Raw genomic sequence first — 18,226 nt, 5'->3', positions numbered from 1 at the left:
CCTAATACAGTTAGGAAACGCAACGCGTCCCTTTATTTACCTTAAATTTGAATAAAAGGAATAACTTGATTGATGAATGTAAAATAAAAAAATTTAAAGTGTTAAAAACGATTTATAACCCTTGGTGTATCAACATTTCCGGAGGGAGTCTCGCCGTTTCCCTGCCCATCCAACCAGTTTTGTATTAAACGGACCCTTCAATAGGAGAAAGAATGTACCTGAAACCTCAACTTGACGCATTTACAAAGGAAATGAAGGTGCCAAAGTCTTCTTTCTATCATCATGAGCGGTTTCCACAAATGAGATTTCGATAACTTCCTATGACAAGGGGCGTAGGGAAACGGTGAGACTCCTCGAAAATGCTACGCATTTCCTTCGCGCGTGGGTTAAGTCAAGGAGAAAATTCAAAGTCCTGTGGGAGTTGAGTGATAGCTGAGGCCCCGCAAGGCGAAGCCTGAGGGGACTCAGCACACGCCCACGGAAAGCGAACCGTTTCCGGGAGCCCCTAAACTCCAATATTATCTCGAAATCAAGTCTTCGACTTTTCGGCCCAATAATTGAATAAGTATTTTATAAAAAATAAACAACAATGTTTAACAGGGTCAAATTTGTATTAAATAAAGCAGGAAATGAGTTATTAAAACATAAGGGGTGGACAATTATGGAAGTAAGACGTTTAAGTGCAAAGGACACAGTCAGCTATTGGGAGCTTCGTTTGGAGGCCTTGAAAACTTCGCCTGATGCATTCATTACTACGTATGAGGATGCCATTGCTAAGGAAAAACCTGTCGAACAAGCTGCAGACAGGATGACGAGTGACCACAATTATACTTATGGAGCTTTTGAAGATTCCCAGTTGATTGGAACGGTCACGATGCTAAGACAATCCCACAAAAAGTTCTATCACAAAGCTGATATCCTTGCCATGTACGTTTCTCCTGACTACCGAGGTAAGAATATCGGAAAGCAGCTGATCGAGCAGGCGATCCACGATGCCAAACAAGCTGGCATTGAACAGCTGTTGTTAGGTGTAGTAACAACAAACACCCCGGGCGTCCGTTTATACAAATCCCTGGGCTTTACTATCTTTGGCACTGAAAAAAATGCGATAAAAAACGGGGATAGCTATTTCGATGAATATTTAATGGTACTATCTTTAACCAGTTAGCCTCCTGCTAAACCCGAAGCCAGATAAACCCTTGCCCTTTCTTATGAAACTTATTTCCGGGGAAATCGTACATATAACAGAGACAGTTCAGCAAGGGGGAAGGTTATGATTTCGATCAATCATGTGACGAAAGAATTCGCTGGAAAAACTGCAGTCAAAAACCTGGACTTAGTCATTCCAGACGGAAAGATCTTTGGTTTTCTTGGGCCTAACGGAGCGGGAAAATCGACGACCATAAAAATGATAACCGGCATATTGCCGATTGATAATGGCACCATAACCGTTAATGGGTTTGACATCACCCGAGAGCCGATGAAAGCGAAAAAAATTTTCGGTTATGTCCCGGATAGCCCGGATGTTTTCCTTCGTCTGAAGGGAATCGAATATTTAAACTTTATTGGGGACGTGTACGACCTTCCCAGAGATATCCGAGAAGAAAAAATAGACTATCTCACAAAAAGTTTCGGTATATATGAAGCATTGGATGATTACATACAGACATACTCACATGGCATGCGGCAAAAAACTGTCATCAGCGGTGTCTTACTTCATGATCCTGATGTTTGGATCCTGGATGAACCATTATCAGGGCTTGATCCGAAATCATCTTATACATTGAAAGAAATGATGCGGGAACATGCGGCAAAAGGTAATACTGTATTTTTTTCCACCCATGTGCTGGAAGTGGTGGAGCAACTGTGTGACGAGGTTGCCATCATCAATAGTGGCCAGCTTCAGTTCAGGGGTAATATGAAGGAAATGAAAGAGCAGTTTGAAGCGGATGAAAATCTGGAGAGAGTGTTCCTGGAGCTGACCAATAATGAATAAGACACTACGCCTAATCCATACCATGTTAAAAATGCAATATTCCATGGCAGGAAAAAGTACAGGAGAAAAACTTGGCTACCTGTTTTTATTATTGTTCCTGGTTCCTTTCGCCTTTATATTCATTAGTTTGATGAATTCTATCGTGGCAACACTCTATCAGCAACTTGCCCCGACAGGGAATGAAAACGCCCTGCTTGGTCTGTTGTTTGTCGGGATAACCTTCATCCTGTTTTTCGTAAGCTTAAGCTCAATATTAAGCTCGTTCTATTTTGCAGAAGATATCGAAGGCTTCATCCCTTATCCTTTCCACCCTTACCAATTATTGGCTGGTAAGGCAGCCGCTCCATTCATCAGCCTTTATTTGACAAGTGGCGTTCTGATGGTCCCTATATTAACATTATTCGGCATCCATAGCGGCGCAAGTTTCATCTATTATTTATACGCCTTTATCCTGTTCATCATTTTCCCAGTCGTTCCATTCACAGTGGTAGCCATCATTTTGATGTTTTTCATGCGATACGCCAACATTGCCAAAAATAAAGACCGTACGAAAGTATTTGCCGGTCTGTTGAGTTTCGTATTTATCATTGGTTTCAATATCATTATCCGTTTGAATCAAGATCCAGGTCAGACCGCTGAAGGAGCCGCCGCCCTGATTCAGGAACAGAATGGGTTGCTTGATTTGATTACCGGGATGGTGCCAACCGCCTACTTTAGCACAATGGCTTTAAACTATGCCAGAGAGTTGAGCGGGCTTTTGTTTCTATTATTAATGCTTGCTATTTCTACTGGCGCTGTTCTCCTATTCCTTTTGGCAGGGCAAAAGCTTTACTTCAAAGGTATACTCGGCTTGACTGCCGGCAGCAGGAAAACGTTTGATCCTCATAAAGTTACCAGAAAAATCAAGCATCAACCTGTAGTTGCAGCAATGATCAAGAAAGAATTACGTATTATTTTCCGGACCCCGACCTTTTTCATGCAATGTGTCGTGCAGAGTTTATTTGCCCCGGTTTTCTTAATTGTTATCTTGCTGTTTGAGAGTTCTTCCAGCTCATTTAGCATGCTCGGAACCATGCTCGGTCAATTCCAAGGTAAGACTTCCTTGCTGTTACTATTCGTATTTTCTTTATTCATCTTAGGTGTAAATCCGGCATCCTACTCATCCATTTCCCGAGACGGAAGGAACTGGCCTGCGAATTTATATTTGCCCGTCCATCCTGAAGCCGTTATTTTCAGTAAGGCAGCCACTGCCTGGTTGATCAATTTGCTTTCCATCTTATTACTGGCTATCATCGGCATCGCAGTCTTAAACATGCCACCAGGCCTATTTGCACTCTGGGTCGGGCTAACGTTATTAGCAAGCTGGTTCACCAGCCTGGTAGGGACTGCACTTGATTTGAATCAGCCTAAACTTCATTGGACTGATGAACAGGAGGTGTTCAAATCCAGGCTCATTAGCCTGTTTGCTTTATTAATCGAGATGGGGGCGTTCGGCTTTATTGTAATTATAATTTGGAATATCGATGCTGTAGAAGGATTATGGATGACCGCCCTGCTGCTAGCTCTCTTACTTGCTGGTGCCATTGCAATCAGCCATGTTGTATTGAAGAGATTGATTCGCACGCATTATCACAACACGATATAAAAAACGCTTGAATCCATCGATGGGTTCAAGCATTTTTTTACTATTTAACAATCATGACCGGACATTGTGCCCGCTTTGCCACCTTATGGCTGACACTTCCTAAAACCATTTCCTGAAGCGTGTTCAAACCTCGGCTCCCAATGATGACAATATCGATATCTTCTTCATTAGCATAGTTGACGATCGTTGGCCCTGGCTCACCGCGCTTCAGAACAACCTTATAGCCGACTCCAGCTTTATCCAGACGTTCTTCTATCGGCTTCAGACGTTCAAGCCGCTTCCTATCAATGGTTGCCTGGTTCCCTTCAGCAAGAACATCATGTTTGGAAGTATCTCCATCGACAACATAGATGACAGTAATTTGAGCATTTTCTTGCAGTCTTGCAAGCTCTGCTGCTTGTTCTGCTGTACGGATCGAGTGATCGGAACCATCAGCAGCAATCAAAATATTCTTGTACATAAATTTCTCCCTCTTCAAAAGTAGTTCTTTCATTTTATCACGTTTGTAAAAATACGGGACAACTTTTTACTAGTATTTATTTATTTTCAACTGGTAATTTTGATTCGTATAGAATAAGGAATCTACTCTCTTGCTATCCACGTATTGCTTAACAAACCCTTTTCAAATGTAATTTTTACTATAAAAATAGTAGAAACTTGATATTGCCTATTATAAGACAGCAAATAGAAGTATTTAAAAGTATGTGTTTAAATTATACGCTTACATACGATTACCACTTCTCTCACAGGCGTGATATAATCAGTCTCGTTCTTGCCGGAAATAGCACTGTTACGGACAGTGCAACAGTTTTAAAATTTAGAAAAGAGGTGCAGCATTGAACGTAGAAACAATTAAAAATCAATGGTTTGGAAACATGAAGAACGATGTATTGGCAGGATTGGTCGTTGCCATGGCATTGATTCCAGAAGCCATCGCCTTCTCGATCATTGCCGGAGTTGATCCAATGGTCGGTCTTTATGCTTCCTTCAGTATCGCTGTCGTTATTGCTTTTATGGGTGGACGTCCTGGAATGGTATCAGCTGCGACAGGTGCTATGGCGTTATTGATGGTGACATTAGTTGCGGAGCATGGCTTACAATACCTCCTGGCCGCCACGATTTTGACAGGTATTATCCAATTCGCTTTAGGTGCTTTGAAAATCGGGCAATTTATGAAATTCATCCCACGTTCGGTTATGATCGGTTTCGTAAACGCACTTGGGATCCTGATTTTCACCTCCCAGCTACCCCACTTTGTCGGTGAAAGCTGGCCAATGTACGCTTTAGTAATCGGGTCTTTAGGGATTATCTACTTATTCCCTCGCATTACGAAAGCAGTACCGGCACCGCTTGTAGCTATCGTTGCTATGACAATCTTAGTCACTACTACAGGGATGAATGTGAAGACGGTAGGAGATATGGGCGAATTGACTAGTACCTTGCCAATCTTCTTAATTCCTGACATTCCTTTGACTTTCGAAACATTGCAGATCATTTTCCCAACCGCTTTGGCCTTAGCTTTTGTCGGTTTGCTTGAATCATTATTGACAGCGCAAATCGTCGACGATATGACCGATACGCCAAGTGATAAAAACAAAGAAGCACGCGGACAAGGTGTTGCTAACGTCGTTGCCGGTTTCTTTGGCGGGATGGCTGGCTGTGCAATGATCGGTCAATCCGTTATCAATGTAAAATCAGGAGGTCGAGGACGTTTATCGACACTGATTGCTGGTGTCTTCCTCATGCTTTTGATTATCGTCTTTCAAAATGTATTAGTCCAAATCCCGATGGCCGTACTAGTAGGCGTGATGATCATGGTTTCCATCGGTACTTTCGACTGGAGCTCTTTGACGAAGCTTCACGTTATGCCTAAAACAGACGCCGCTGTCATGATCGTTACCGTTGTAACGGTAGTTAAAACCCATGACTTATCCAAAGGTGTCCTTGCTGGTGTCATCTTAAGTGCCATTTTCTTCGTAGCAAAAATTTCTTCTGTGCATGTAGCAAAGAAATTCGAAGAACAAACACGTACGTTGACGTATACAGTAAAAGGACAAGTATTCTTCGCTTCTGTCGATAACTTGATCAAACACTTTGACTTCAACGCAGACGCGGATCATATCAAAGTAGACTTCAGCCACTCCCATGTCTGGGATGATTCTGCAGTTGCTGCGATTGATAAACTCGTACTGAAGTTCCGGGAACAAGGAAAAGAAGTAGAAATCACTGGATTGAACGAAGACAGTTCGAAGCTCGTTAAACGTCTCGGTGTTCATAATAAACCGAACGCTTCATTATCCAACCATTAAAACAATATTAGCTAACAGCTGTTCCTAATTAAAAGTGCTGGCATACGCGTGCCAGCACTTTTTTGTATCAGTGACCAAATTGGGAGATAGGGTACAGGAAATTAATCTGATCAGCTATTCCTCAACTTTCTTATCTGACCGAGCACTTGTTGATATTCTTCCTCTAGGTCGCTGTTATCTTCACCTTGAGGAGCCATACTGATTCTGCTGACCAGCTCAGTCAGTTTCGTTTCCAGAGTCATCATATTATACTCCTGCTCCTCCACCTCTTTTGGCTTCTGTTTCACTTTTCCATACTCTTCGAGACTTCCTTCAAAACTATGGACTGTTTGTTCTTCCAGCACCCAGAGATGGGTCGTGGTACGATCCACAAATCGCCGATCATGTGTGACATATAAAACAGTACCCGGGTAATCTCGCACCAGCCCTTCCAGCGCCTCGATCGCCTCCAGGTCCAGATGGTTGGTAGGTTCGTCGAGAATCAAAAGGTTAAAGTCGCCGGTCAACAAACGAGCCAAAGCCACTTTGACCCGCTCGCCGCCGCTCAAGACACCAATCGTTTTATGGACATCGTCTGCTTTAAATCGCAGTCTCCCAAGAATAATCCGCAGTAAATGCTCAGGAAGCTGACTGGTCGATTGCACATACTGCAACACCGTTTCCTTCACTGGCAGGCTTTTCAACATCTGATCAAAATGACCGATTTTTACCTGAGCAGCAAAATCGACCGTTTCTCCTCCTTTAAGCAACTGCTGGATTAAGGTAGTTTTACCACTGCCATTTGCACCAATCAAGGCGGTTTTCGAACCAGTTGTTAACTTGAGGAAAGGAACCTGGTACAACTCCCGGCCTGCCACCGACCCATGAACATCTTTCGCCATCAACAACTGCTTTCGGTGAATAGGCGAGTGCAGGACATAGTCCATCTTCACTTCCTCCCACTCGAAAGGCTTATCTACTTTTTCCAGCCTTTCCATCCGGTTTTCTATATTTTTTGAGACACGCTCGATTTTCTTTTGCTGACCGGCAGCTTTATTTTTGCCAAGCTGCCATTCCGAGTTCCCCATCCTCGACGGTGGCTTACGCATGCCTTTTGCCTGCTTGCGCTTCTTAGTCAGACGTTCGGTCAAGCGCTTTTTCTCTTTCAAATATTTTTCATGCGCTTCCTGCTGCTGTTTATGTTCCAGTTCTTTCTGATCGGCATAGAAGCTGTAATCTCCCTGGTAGCTAGTTATTTTCCCATCTTCCAAATGCCATATCGTTGTACATACTTTACCCAGCAGACTACGATCATGGGATACTATTAAAAATGCTCCTTGATGGTTTTCTAACTGCCGTTCCAATTGTTCGATATGCTGCCAATCCAGGTTATTGGTCGGCTCATCCAAAAACAGGAGGTCACTGTCTTCAGCAAATAGCCGCTCCAGCTTTGCTAAAGTCTTTTCTCCGCCACTTAATGTCTTCCATTCATTATCATGGTTATCTGGATCTCCCAATTGTTGAAACCAGCTAAAGTCCGTATGAAAGTCAACCTGCGGCTCCATTTCTGTTTTTCCTGCCAAATAATTCAACAGCAACGTTTTACCCTGCCCATTTTTCCCAACCAGTCCGATTCGATCACCTTTATGGATTTTCAGTTCCTCTATATCCAATAACCGGCGTGGGCCGATAGTAAATTGAATGTTCATCGCTCTCATTAAAAGCATAAAAAAACCTCCCTGATGGTTCAGAGAAGTGGTGTCTAATCATTCCATGTACAGGTAGGTATGAGGGCAGTATTTCTCCATACTACGACTGATCAAGCAATGATATCCTGTTTTGGACAGACTAACCCCATCTCTGAACGAGTGAATTTCTTATTCATATCTCGTTTAAGCAATAGGATCAGTACTTCATCGCTCTATTCTTCAGTCCCTTCTTTTTTCGTTACAACTATTATATGATGGGTATGTATACGTTTGCAACAAATTTTAGAAAGAAGGTAATGTCATGGGAAAAGTAGTTCTATACATAGCACAAAGTGTTGATGGCTATATCGCTCGTGAGAACGGGGCGATCGACTGGCTCTGGGATGACCAGGATTATGGCTATGAAAAGTTCATCACTACCATCGATACCGTGATTCTAGGCAGGAAAACATATGAGCAGATTTTTCAGTTGACTGACCAATTCCCATACCGATCCAAGGATGTCTATGTTGTTTCTAACATGCAAGAAGGCAGCGATGATTATGCGACGTTTATTCAGCCCGAACAAATCCGCCCCCTGATCAACCTTCTAAAAAATGATCAGCACAAAAATATCTGGGTGGTAGGTGGCGCACAGGTGATCCATCATTTCATCAACAAAAATCTTATCGATGAATATCAAATCGCCATCCAGCCGACAATGATCGGCAGCGGTATCCCGTTATTTGAAAAGAATGACGTAGAACAGCAGCTGGAGTTATATGAAGCGAAGCCATTTTCAACTGGTATGTTATTGCTTACTTATCGAAAAAACTAACCAGGGGGGAGTATAAATGTCGGACAAATGGTTGACATGGGCAAAAGAAATACAAGCAATTTCGCAAGCAGGACTTACCTATACAAAAGATGTTTATGACGTGGAACGCTATCAGCGCCTGCGGGAGTTAAGTACAGAAATTCTTGAGGAATATACCGATGAACCGATGGAAAAAATAATCGATTTATTCGCCAATGAAACAGGCTACCAGACACCGAAGGTCGACATTCGCGCGGTAGTTTTTCATGAAGAAAAATTATTGCTTGTCCAGGAAAAATCAGATGGAAAATGGGCATTGCCAGGCGGTTGGGCGGATATCGGCTTTTCCCCTAAGGAAGTGGCTGTCAAAGAGGTTTATGAAGAAGCAGGTATTGAAGTAGCAGCAAGGCAGCTACTGGGGTTGGTGGATATGCACAAACACCCTCACCCACCCATGGCATCTCACATCTATAAAGTTTTCATCGCCTGTGATTGGAAGGATGGAAAACTTCAAGGTGGAATAGAAACGGACCATGCAGCCTTTTTTCAAAAAGATAGGCTGCCAGAATTATCAATCGGTCGTAATACACATGAACAAATAGAACACTTATTTACTATGCAAAAAGAAACCCTTCCCCCATTTTGTGATTGATCATTGGGATATTGCGCCGTCAACAAAATAGCAGGCTTGTGGAAGACTCGAATCCGAGATGATTTGTTCAAACTGTCACTTGTTTAAGGAAAGCCCATTAATTTAGAGCTCTTTGAGGAAATACCTGTCTGGTTTATAAGTACAGGTTTCGTTCCATTCACCTAAGTAATATGGGCTGGGAAACCGTGAGACTCCTCGAAAATGCTACGCATTTCCTTCGTGCGGTGTTGATTCAAAGAGGAAATTCAAAGTCCTGTGGGAATATAGTACATGGTGAGATCCCGAAGGGCTTTGCCCAGAGAAAGCTCACCGTACGCCCACGGAAAGCGAGTGGTTTCCCAGCACACATCCACCGTTCTCAAGGGTAACGAAACCACTGTTCAACAAACGGGGGAATTTCCACTCTCCCACTTTTTTTTAGCAACATTACTATTATCTATTAGAATTTTATTCTTTGATTAAATCATACAGTTTATATACTTTTCCGTTTTCTATTTCATTGGGTTTATTCAGTAGATCCATCAACACAGCTGATACCGTGTCTGGGCCTCGCAGCTGCCCTTCCTCTTTCAACTTCCTGAACTTCTTGACATCCTGGAAGGCCTCTTTAGAAGCTGAACGGATGACATCCTGCATATCTGTATCCATCACTCCCGGACTATAGGCAAGGATACGATGGTCTTTTTCCTGGTTCTCAAGCTCCGCTGCCACTGTTGCGGTGAATCGATTCATTGCTGCCTTTGTACTGTTGTACGTACTCCAGCCAGGGGTGGATTTTTCTGCAGCGCCAGAGGTGATATTCACGATGGTCAATTCCACCTCATGGTTGTCCGCATAGGAGAGCAGACTGTTGGTCAATACGATCGGTGCTAACAGATTGACCTGGACATGCTTTGTTACCTGCTTTGCATCCAGGTTTCCTACCGTTTCAATCGGCTCGATCATGCCGGCATTATTGATCAGATAAATGTGATAGGTTTCTTCATTGAACAGTTCATCTGCTATTTTTTCAAAACACTGTTCTGTCTTAGCACTATCACTTAAATCACATGCCATATGGTGATAATCCGCCTTTTCCTGTTCGGAAAACTCTGTCAGCTCTTTACTGCCCGAGCGCGAAATCCCAATGACATCCACCCCATATTCAATGAAGTCTTTAGCAATAGCTTCTCCTAACCCTCTTGATTCTCCCGTTACGATTGCATACTGCATATAACTGCCTCCCGTCTTTTCTTGATCTATACATGATAGCTTCCCTTCTACTATAAAATAAAAACAGCGACACTTCGAACTTTACAGAGAAATAGTGGAAGTATATGATTATTAAAGCGTCACTTACTGTTTTAGCATAAGGAGCCTGCATTATGAGACATTTGATTCTTTTCCTGATCTATCTGGCAGGAATTGTACTATCCAGTCTGGGTCTGGCAATGATCATCAAGTCAGGCTTAGGTGTAGGGCCCGGGGACAGTGTTGCTGTTGGTGTATCGATACACCTGCCTGTCTCTGTGGGTACTGTATTGATTATCAGCTTCATCATTTTATTACTTATCAATGCCTGGATTGAAAAGAAAAGGCCTGTATATGAGTCCATCCTGCCAATTGTCGTCCGTGGCTGGACGTTAGATATTTTTCTTTACAACATGCTGCCTGAATCTGGATACGACGTCTGGTGGACACAATGGCTTATTTTCACACTAGGTTTACTCGCGATGGGTGCTGGTATCGCCTTCTACCTGCGAACACCCTTCCCACGGATTCCATTAGATCATTTCATGATGATCGTTAATAAAAAGACAAATCAATCTAAAAGTTCTGTGCGTATATTTGCAGAATCCGGGCTTGCTTTAATCGGTTATCTGCTTGGAGCACCAGTAGGTATTGGGACATTGATCGTCGCCTTATCTACGGGACCAGTCATTCAGTTTTTTTATGTCCTCTCACGACCACTCATCAAATTATGGGGTATTGATCAGAAAGACAAAATGCTTTAAAAAAGAGCTAAAAGCGACCTGGATAGACAGGTCGCTTTTTTTGATAGAGGATGTTCATATTTTATTAGGATTCTGCTTTTTTCCTGCCTCTTTCAACCGGTACACCAAGTGTATCCCGTTTAAGAAGGAACTGCATCCCCAGGATGACTGCAAACACAGATAATCCAATGATATCCGAATAACCACCAGGGTAGATCAGTGTCAGCCCTCCAGCCAAGGCGATGATTCGCTCAAACCACATGAGCTGACGGAACCAGTAACCAATCAATCCGGCACCGATAGCCAGCATGCCACAGACAGCTGTGAACACGATCCAGATCAGTTCTAGGGCTGTCGTGTCAATCATCAATAATTTTGGCTCCAGAACGAACATATAAGGGATGATAAAAGCAGCAATGGCTAGCTTAGCTGCGTTCACCCCTGTCCTGATCGGTTCAGAGCTTGCCACACCAGATGCTGCAAACGCTGCAAGTGCAACAGGTGGTGTTATATCAGCCACTATACCGAAGTAGAAGACAAACATGTGCGCCGGCAGGTCAGCAATACCTAGCAGGATTAGAGCAGGCGCTGCAATCGTTGAGGTAATGATATAGTTTGCTGTAGTCGGCGAGCCCATTCCAAGGATGATAGCTGCCAGCATCGTAAAGAACAGGGTCAGCAGTATTTCCCCGTTTGCCAGCGATACCAAACTGTTAGCAAGCTTTAAACCAAGCCCCGTCTTCGTAACGACCCCAACGATAATACCAGCCGCTGCAGTTGCTGCTACCACTCCAAGTGCTGTCCGAGCCCCATCAACAAGAGCATCGATGGTATCTTTGAAGTTGCCATCAAAGAGATAGCTCACAAGAATGGTCACAATCGTTGCTGAAACAAGGGAAGTCGTGACGGAAAAACCGCCGGTTATCGATCCATAAATCCCCATACCTACCGCAACTACCCCGAATACAATCGGGTATATTTTTCGAAACTTTTCTTCTCTCATCAGACCGACAAGAATGGTAGTGAGAATACCATAAATAGCTGCACGCATGACACTAAGCCCACTGCTTAGATAGAAAACGATCGCCACAATCGGCAATAGCAGATAGATTTTCTTGAAGACTTCTTTGCGATTTGGCATTTCCGCATCTGACAATCCGCTCAGTCCTGTACGTTTCGCTTCAAAATGAGTCATAATCCATACACCAGTAAAATACAGTAAGGCCGGAATAGCAGCTGCTTTAGCGATGCTCCAATAATCTATCCCGATAAATTCGATCATCAAGAATGCTGCCGCACCCATGATTGGAGGCATCAGCTGACCACCTGTGGAAGCAGCAGCCTCTACACCACCAGCGAATTCACGGCGATATCCCAATCGTTTCATCATCGGAATCGTAAAGGAACCGGACGTAACAACGTTGGCAACTGAACTCCCGCTGATCGTACCTTGCAAGGCACTGGAAAAAATAGCCACTTTCGCAGGTCCACCTGTCCGTTTACCAGCAAGTGTCACTGCCAAATCATTAAAATATTGCCCAACTCCTGTTTTTACTAAGAAAGAACCAAATAATAAGAACAAGAATATAAAAGTGGATGATACAGCAATCGGTGTTCCGAGAATACCTTCCGTCGTGAAAAACATGGATTGTACCAGACTATCCAGGTTCACACCACGGTGAATCAAAAATCCCGGCATTTGCCGTCCCCAATAAGCATAAACCAGAAATAGTGCCGCAATGATCGTAATTGGCAAGCCTACCGCACGTCGGGTCGCTTCTAACACAAGGGTTACTGCTAATATACCAATATAAAAGTCCAGTGTACTCATATCTCCGGCTCGCATAATTATTTGTTCATAAAATAAAGGCCAATAGGCACCAACGCAAAATCCAAGTACGGCTAGCACAACATCATACCATGCTATCTTTCCCTTAATACGGTTCTTTTGAGACGCAGGGAATAATAAAAATATCAATACCAGGCCGAATCCAACGTGCACAGATCGATGGATTTGCGCTGGCAGAGGATGGATGGTGGTTGTATATAACTGATAGATGGAAAATGCTAATAAGATAAAAAATACGACCTTAGCTAAGAGTCCAGTCAGTTCTCGTACAGAAGATTCAGGATCGTATTTCTGCATGATTTCTTGTTGTTTTTCTACGGATAGTGATTGATCTTTCTTACTCATGCACATTCACTCCTCTCAAAAGTTCCCAGTTGTTTATATAGAGGGGTTGAATACGAACTATTGTACCACCACCTACATATTCCTTTAGAAGGTAAGAACGATCCTTAAATAAGATCGTATGCTTTGCTTTTACCTGTCCGACAGAAAGATCGATGTACTTATGCTCTCCCTTTAACCCCGTTATATAATACTTTCCATCTTTGGCCTTGAATGTTTCCCCCTCACCGGCATTCGAAGGCATACCTACTGCTGTATCCTCGTATATCAATTGAACAGGGATAAGCTTTTTATCTTTCACTTCATACTCCTCGATGACATCACTTAAATGAATGGAGTGCGTAAACTTGATTTGAAAACGGTCCCCTTCCTCCACCGGAAGGAAAAGCGAAGGTTTGTCTGTATCTTTTGTGTGGAGAGCTAGAACATATTGGTAGGGGTAAAATAACCATAACGAAGCTGCAGATAAAAAAATAAAACCTATCATGACAGCCATTACTACTCTTTTTTGTGCAAACCTCTCCATTCTTATATTCCTTTCTCACAAGAAAAGATAGACCGATATAACATCGGTCTATCACAAGCCAAATTAATCCTGTCAGGCTTTTTATTATTCTGCAGAAACGCCGACTTCATCAAAGTACTTTTGTGCACCAGGATGAACATCGATTCCTACACCCTTAAGCGCAGATTCTGCTGTAATTACTTCACCCTTGCTATGGGTAATCTGATCGGTATTTTCAAAAATGGATTTGGTGATGTCGTAAACGGTGTTTTCATCCATGTCAGAAGTAGTAACGAGCATAGCCTGTACGGCTACTGTCTGTACCGCTTCATCTAATCCATATGTTCCAGATGGAATTTCATCTTCTGAATAGAATGGAACCTTGTCAATCAGCTCCTGGATTTTTCCATCGCCGAAAGTAACGATATTTACATCCGTAGTAGCTGCAAGACTTTCTACCGCTCCAGTAGGTGTCCCGGATGTAATGAATGCTGCATCAATAGTTCCATCTTGAATACCAGAAGTAGAATCACCGAATTCAAGGTCACGCTTTTCAATATCGTCCATCGTAATCCCATGGATTTCAAGAATATTTTTAGCATTGGCATACGTACCGGAACCTGGTGCACCAACAGAAACTACCTTCCCTTTCAAATCTTCTACCGTTTCAATTCCTGTATCTTTCGTAGTTACAATTTGAATGGTTTCCGGGTATAGAGTTCCGATCGCCTGAACGCCTTCAATAGCCTCATCAAACATTACTTCTCCATTAGCTGCATAAGAAGCAATATCTGTTTGGGTAAATGCAAGTTCTCCGTCACCATCACGAAGCTTCTTCATATTTTCTACAGAAGCTCCTGTTGAAACCGCGTTAGCCTCGGCTCCATCTACATTAGAGTTGATGATTGTAGCAAAGCTTCCGCCAAGTGGATAATATGTACCCTGAGATCCACCTGTCAGAATGTTAAGGAATGTGGTGCCGCCTTCATCGCCGCCACCTTCTTCCCCGCCTTCTCCGCCGTTGTCAGCAGTACCGCCGCCACATGCAGCAAGGAACAGCGAAAGCGTTAACATCATAGCGAACGTTAACATCCAATTTCTTCTTTTCATAAATAAGCCCCCTCATTTTTAAAGTTGTCTAGTAAAATAATGTTAGCAGAAATAGATGAAATATTCAAACATTTCATCGACTTCCCTTTTGTGGAAAAGTGTTGCGTGGATATCTGTAATGGTGATTCTTATGCAGCAAATATATTTTACTATAAATATGGCTAAATTCAAACTGTAATTGAGCAATCGCTTACTTGTAATTTTTTTCAGACAATTGTGAAAAAAGATAGTCACCATTGCAGCCATTAGGTTTACGATATTCATAAATTACCTGCAGGTGTGCAAACTAATACGCAAAGCATCTGCAAAGGGGCAAGCACCATGAGACGTCGCAAGAAAAAAACAACAAATAATAATGATAATGTTCAACTAGACTCCAGGCTGGCGAAACAAATAGACGAGAGTTTAGAAGGCAACTTGACTGTGATTAAAAAAACTTTAGGTGACGCTTCTGATTTGGTAATACGGCGTATGACGTTGAATAGCAGCAACAAAATCAAAGGAGCGGTCCTTTTTATCGATGGTCTTGTAGATAAAACTTCTGTGCAGGATTTCATCCTGGAAGTCATGATGGTTGAGGTGCCCCCAGAAAACATCTCCCTTGCCCATGTCTATGATGAGATTAAAGATTCAGCTCTTCCAATAGGAGAAATTACGGAAACAAACAAACTTGATGACTTGCTCCTCCGCTTATTATCCGGAGAAACTCTGGTCCTGCTTGATAATGAAACACGTGCATTATCCGCTAGTACAAAAGGCTGGAAAGACCGTGGGGTACAGGAGACCACCTCGGAAAGTGTCATTCGTGGTCCCAAAGAATCTTTCACTGAGACGCTTCGGACGAATACAGCGCTGGTGCGTAGAAAAATTAAGAACCCAAACCTTCGCATCGATGCTAAGAAAATCGGAAAAGTGACCGCTACCGATGTCGCAGTTCTATATATCGAGGGTACTGCAGATGAAAGCGTAGTAAAAGAGTTACATGCCCGTTTAGATAAGATAGATATCGATGGAGTGCTGGAAAGTGGGTATATCGAGGAATTCATTGAAGATCCCCCTTATTCCCCCTTTCCAAAAGTCTATTATACGGAACGACCGGATTCGATAGCTGGGGGTCTTTTAGAAGGGAAAGTAGCCATTGTTACAGATGGCACACCTAATGTTCTGTTAGTCCCTGCGCTCTTCGTCAACTTCATGCAGTCCAGCGAAGATTACTACCAACGTTATGATATCGGAACATTCATCCGGTTATTACGACTATTTTCATTTGTCATCGCTTTGTTCATGCCCTCTTTATACATTGCGATCACAACCTTTCACCAGGAAATGATTCCAGCGCCCTTATTGATCAACTTAGCAGCCCAGCGTGAGGGTGTGCCATTTCCGGCTTTTGTCGAAGCTGTGCTTATGGAAGCGACCTTTGAAATCCTTCGTGAAGCTGGGGTAAGGCTTCCGAAAGCTGTCGGTTCTGCCGTTTCGATTGTAGGGGCGTTAGTATTGGGTGAATCAGCGGTCCAGGCAGGTCTTGTCTCTCCGGCAATGGTCATTGTCGTTGCCCTCACTGCAATCAGCAGCTTTGTTTTCCCATCGTACAATATGGCGATACCTGTCAGGATGCTCCGATTCTCCTTGATGATACTAGCTGCTACGTTTGGATTGTATGGAATCATACTCGGTTTGATTGCCTTGGTACTCCACCTGTGCAGCTTGCAATCTTTTGGAGTTCCATATATGTCACCGTTTGCACCACTAGTTCCGAAAGACCAGAAAGATGTACTGGTCCGATTTCCACACTGGGGGTTGCTGTCCAGGCCTTCTGCTACCGCTCATAAAAACGAAAAACGGACGAGTGGCCGAAACCAACCGAAGGAGGGCTCAAAATGAAGGGAATAAGGTATTTCTGGGGAAAAAGCAGGCTGATCCTGATCATGTTCTCTTATCTTATTTTCCTGTCAGGCTGCTGGAGCAGCCGGGAACTTGACGAGCTTGGAATTGCAGTGGCATTAGGGATCGATAAGACAGAAGAGGGAACCTATTCTTTAACGGTACAAATCATCAACCCCTCTGAAATTGCTGCAGAAAAGGCAACTACACGCCCCCCTGTTACCCTCTATAAAGCTGAAGGGGAAACACTTTTTGAAGCTATTCGAAAAATGACGAAGAAAGCACCACGAAAAATTTACTTTTCACAGCTGCGCTTATTAATACTCGGACAGTCTCTCGCTGAAGAAGGAGTTCTCCCGGCGCTGGACTTACTATATAGGGACGCGGAATTCCGCACAAGCTTTTTTATGACCATAGCAAAAAACGCAAGCGTTGAAGACATTCTCAGTGTCATCACCCCGTATGAAAAGATTCCGGCAAATAAAATCATGGACACAATAACTGCAGCTCAAGAAAACTGGGCCGCTACAGAGGGTGTCTATATTGATCAAGTCATTTCTGATATAAGAAGCACAGGGAAAAGCCCCGTCATGACTGGTATTTTATTAAACGGAAGTGAAGATACTGGTAACTCTATTAAAAATATCGAATCCCCTGATGCTCCCACCCGTTTAGAGATAGACCACCTTAGCGTCTTTAAAGACGACCGGATGCTCGGATGGCTGAACGAGGCTGAGAGTAAAGGCTACAATTACATTGTAGGAAACGTAAAAAACACGTTAATCAACTTTCCTTGTAAAGAGGAAGGTAGCGGAAAAATCGGGGTAGAAATTTTGCGTTCAAACGCAGCCATTGATGCCAAATTGAAAAAAGGAAAGCCTGTTATTTCAGTAGAGATAGAAGCAGAAGGGAATGTCGGGGAAGTCGAATGCCAGATTGACTTAAGTAAACCGGAAACCCTCCAAATGATTGAACAGAAAACGGAAGGTGACATCAAAGATAAAATGCAACTATCTGTTAAAGCAGCACAAGAGGTATATAAAAGTGATATCTTCGGATTCGGAAATGCGATCAATCGAAAAGAACCCAACTACTGGAAAAAGGTCGAAAAAGAATGGAATGCTCATTTTGTCGAAACAGATGTAGAGTTTGATGTGAAAGTCAATATCAGAAGAAAAGGGACAAATGTACAACCTGTACAAAAGGAAGGGTAGATGTTTTCATGTGGCCGATTCTAGGTGTGGTGCTAGTAGCAGCTGCTATCTTTTTTATTGAAGCTCCCAAACTTATAAAGGAAAACAAAAAGAAAGAGTTAGGTTATTTTTGTTTCTTCCTATTTGCAGCTACTATGGTTAGCTTAATTGAGAGCATGGGCAAAGAACCGCCAAATCCCTTAGACCTTATCCAGGCTTTTTATGCCCCTGTCAATACCTGGCTGCAAAATACTTTGTACAAATGATTTAAGCGAGGATGAATG

16 protein-coding genes are annotated in these 18,226 nt (G+C 43.0%); 10 read left to right on the top strand and 6 right to left on the bottom strand.

Features of this window, described 5'->3' with window-relative positions; all coding sequences use genetic code 11:
• The first annotated feature begins 661 nt into the window (after window positions 1-661).
• The 3 genes from BLV00_RS21255 to BLV00_RS21245 all read left to right on the top strand — a co-directional run bounded on the left by BLV00_RS21255 (window position 662) and on the right by BLV00_RS21245 (window position 3,641).
• Window positions 662-1,168, top strand: coding sequence for a GNAT family N-acetyltransferase (locus BLV00_RS21255; RefSeq protein ID WP_176791790.1), 507 nt, complete (start codon window positions 662-664; stop codon window positions 1,166-1,168).
• Window positions 1,169-1,273: 105 nt separating this feature from the next.
• On the top strand, window positions 1,274-1,996 hold the full coding sequence (locus BLV00_RS21250; RefSeq protein WP_093046912.1) for an ABC transporter ATP-binding protein: 723 nt from the start codon (window positions 1,274-1,276) through the stop codon (window positions 1,994-1,996).
• On the top strand, window positions 1,989-3,641 hold the full coding sequence (locus BLV00_RS21245) for a putative ABC transporter permease subunit (protein WP_093046911.1): 1,653 nt from the start codon (window positions 1,989-1,991) through the stop codon (window positions 3,639-3,641). The genes BLV00_RS21250 and BLV00_RS21245 overlap by 8 nt, the downstream gene beginning before the upstream one ends.
• A gap of 40 nt (window positions 3,642-3,681) precedes the next feature.
• On the opposite strand, the gene BLV00_RS21240 is transcribed toward BLV00_RS21245, so the two are convergent.
• Window positions 3,682-4,101: a universal stress protein gene (locus BLV00_RS21240; protein ID WP_093046910.1), complete on the bottom strand. Its 420-nt coding sequence runs from the start codon at window positions 4,099-4,101 to the stop codon at window positions 3,682-3,684.
• 376 nt (window positions 4,102-4,477) lie between these two features.
• Between BLV00_RS21240 and BLV00_RS21235 the strand changes: the two genes are divergently transcribed.
• Window positions 4,478-5,950 carry a SulP family inorganic anion transporter gene (locus BLV00_RS21235; protein WP_093046909.1) on the top strand — a complete coding sequence of 491 codons (1,473 nt, stop codon included), beginning with the start codon at window positions 4,478-4,480 and terminating at the stop codon, window positions 5,948-5,950.
• A gap of 110 nt (window positions 5,951-6,060) precedes the next feature.
• Here the strand turns inward: BLV00_RS21235 and abc-f are convergent, their stop codons facing one another.
• Window positions 6,061-7,656, bottom strand: coding sequence for a ribosomal protection-like ABC-F family protein (gene abc-f / locus BLV00_RS21230; RefSeq protein ID WP_093046908.1), 1,596 nt, complete (start codon window positions 7,654-7,656; stop codon window positions 6,061-6,063).
• Between the two features lie 283 nt (window positions 7,657-7,939).
• Here abc-f and BLV00_RS21225 point away from each other — a divergent pair, with 283 nt between their 5' ends.
• A complete protein-coding gene (locus BLV00_RS21225; RefSeq protein WP_093046907.1) occupies window positions 7,940-8,455 on the top strand; it encodes a dihydrofolate reductase family protein in 516 nt (171 codons plus the stop codon).
• Window positions 8,456-8,471: 16 nt separating this feature from the next.
• Entirely contained in the window at window positions 8,472-9,086 is a 615-nt protein-coding gene (locus BLV00_RS21220; protein WP_093046906.1) for an NUDIX hydrolase, read from the top strand.
• A gap of 447 nt (window positions 9,087-9,533) precedes the next feature.
• Here the strand turns inward: BLV00_RS21220 and BLV00_RS21215 are convergent, their stop codons facing one another.
• Window positions 9,534-10,298: a (S)-benzoin forming benzil reductase gene (locus BLV00_RS21215; protein ID WP_093046905.1), complete on the bottom strand. Its 765-nt coding sequence runs from the start codon at window positions 10,296-10,298 to the stop codon at window positions 9,534-9,536.
• Between the two features lie 152 nt (window positions 10,299-10,450).
• Between BLV00_RS21215 and BLV00_RS21210 the strand changes: the two genes are divergently transcribed.
• The gene (locus tag BLV00_RS21210; protein WP_093046904.1) at window positions 10,451-11,080 is read left to right on the top strand and encodes a YczE/YyaS/YitT family protein; all 630 of its coding nucleotides are present in this window, start codon (window positions 10,451-10,453) and stop codon (window positions 11,078-11,080) included.
• Window positions 11,081-11,144: 64 nt separating this feature from the next.
• Here BLV00_RS21210 and BLV00_RS21205 read toward each other — a convergent pair whose 3' ends face one another.
• The 3 genes from BLV00_RS21205 to BLV00_RS21195 form a co-directional block, all read right to left on the bottom strand.
• Window positions 11,145-13,253, bottom strand: a complete 2,109-nt coding sequence (locus BLV00_RS21205; protein WP_093046903.1) for a TRAP transporter permease — start codon at window positions 13,251-13,253, stop codon at window positions 11,145-11,147.
• Window positions 13,246-13,776, bottom strand: a complete 531-nt coding sequence (locus BLV00_RS21200) for a DUF1850 domain-containing protein (protein WP_093046902.1) — start codon at window positions 13,774-13,776, stop codon at window positions 13,246-13,248. The genes BLV00_RS21205 and BLV00_RS21200 overlap by 8 nt, the downstream gene beginning before the upstream one ends.
• 84 nt (window positions 13,777-13,860) lie before the next feature.
• The gene (locus tag BLV00_RS21195; protein WP_093046901.1) at window positions 13,861-14,865 is read right to left on the bottom strand and encodes a TAXI family TRAP transporter solute-binding subunit; all 1,005 of its coding nucleotides are present in this window, start codon (window positions 14,863-14,865) and stop codon (window positions 13,861-13,863) included.
• Window positions 14,866-15,186: 321 nt separating this feature from the next.
• On the opposite strand from BLV00_RS21195, the gene BLV00_RS21190 reads away from it, so the two are divergent.
• The 3 genes from BLV00_RS21190 to BLV00_RS21180 are packed head-to-tail and all read left to right on the top strand — an operon-like array spanning window position 15,187 to window position 18,208.
• Entirely contained in the window at window positions 15,187-16,749 is a 1,563-nt protein-coding gene (locus BLV00_RS21190; protein WP_093046900.1) for a spore germination protein, read from the top strand.
• Window positions 16,746-17,963 carry a Ger(x)C family spore germination protein gene (locus tag BLV00_RS21185; protein WP_093046899.1) on the top strand — a complete coding sequence of 406 codons (1,218 nt, stop codon included), beginning with the start codon at window positions 16,746-16,748 and terminating at the stop codon, window positions 17,961-17,963. The genes BLV00_RS21190 and BLV00_RS21185 overlap by 4 nt, the downstream gene beginning before the upstream one ends.
• 8 nt (window positions 17,964-17,971) lie before the next feature.
• Complete coding sequence (locus BLV00_RS21180; protein WP_093046898.1) at window positions 17,972-18,208, top strand: hypothetical protein; 237 nt, start codon at window positions 17,972-17,974, stop codon at window positions 18,206-18,208.
• The last annotated feature ends 18 nt before the right edge of the window (window positions 18,209-18,226 follow it).

Source organism: Thalassobacillus cyri (genome assembly GCF_900107755.1).
GTDB classification, from domain to species: Bacteria; Bacillota; Bacilli; order Bacillales; family Halobacillaceae; genus Thalassobacillus; species Thalassobacillus cyri.
Note: the sequence above shows the minus strand (reverse complement) of the source record. Positions and strands in the feature narration are given on the sequence as shown.

Bases quoted from the DNA above. Each gene is read 5' to 3' on its own strand.
- BLV00_RS21255 (WP_176791790.1), top strand. From the start codon at position 662: ATGGAAGTAAGACGTTTAAGTGCAAAGGACACAGTCAGCTATTGGGAG.
- BLV00_RS21250 (WP_093046912.1), top strand. From the start codon at position 1,274: ATGATTTCGATCAATCATGTGACGAAAGAATTCGCTGGAAAAACTGCA.
- BLV00_RS21245 (WP_093046911.1), top strand. From the start codon at position 1,989: ATGAATAAGACACTACGCCTAATCCATACCATGTTAAAAATGCAATAT.
- BLV00_RS21240 (WP_093046910.1), bottom strand. From the start codon at position 4,101: ATGTACAAGAATATTTTGATTGCTGCTGATGGTTCCGATCACTCGATC.
- abc-f (WP_093046908.1), bottom strand. From the start codon at position 7,656: ATGCTTTTAATGAGAGCGATGAACATTCAATTTACTATCGGCCCACGC.
- BLV00_RS21225 (WP_093046907.1), top strand. From the start codon at position 7,940: ATGGGAAAAGTAGTTCTATACATAGCACAAAGTGTTGATGGCTATATC.
- BLV00_RS21220 (WP_093046906.1), top strand. From the start codon at position 8,472: ATGTCGGACAAATGGTTGACATGGGCAAAAGAAATACAAGCAATTTCG.
- BLV00_RS21215 (WP_093046905.1), bottom strand. From the start codon at position 10,298: ATGCAGTATGCAATCGTAACGGGAGAATCAAGAGGGTTAGGAGAAGCT.
- BLV00_RS21210 (WP_093046904.1), top strand. From the start codon at position 10,451: ATGAGACATTTGATTCTTTTCCTGATCTATCTGGCAGGAATTGTACTA.
- BLV00_RS21205 (WP_093046903.1), bottom strand. From the start codon at position 13,253: ATGAGTAAGAAAGATCAATCACTATCCGTAGAAAAACAACAAGAAATC.
- BLV00_RS21200 (WP_093046902.1), bottom strand. From the start codon at position 13,776: ATGGAGAGGTTTGCACAAAAAAGAGTAGTAATGGCTGTCATGATAGGT.
- BLV00_RS21195 (WP_093046901.1), bottom strand. From the start codon at position 14,865: ATGAAAAGAAGAAATTGGATGTTAACGTTCGCTATGATGTTAACGCTT.
- BLV00_RS21190 (WP_093046900.1), top strand. From the start codon at position 15,187: ATGAGACGTCGCAAGAAAAAAACAACAAATAATAATGATAATGTTCAA.
- BLV00_RS21185 (WP_093046899.1), top strand. From the start codon at position 16,746: ATGAAGGGAATAAGGTATTTCTGGGGAAAAAGCAGGCTGATCCTGATC.
- BLV00_RS21180 (WP_093046898.1), top strand. From the start codon at position 17,972: ATGTGGCCGATTCTAGGTGTGGTGCTAGTAGCAGCTGCTATCTTTTTT.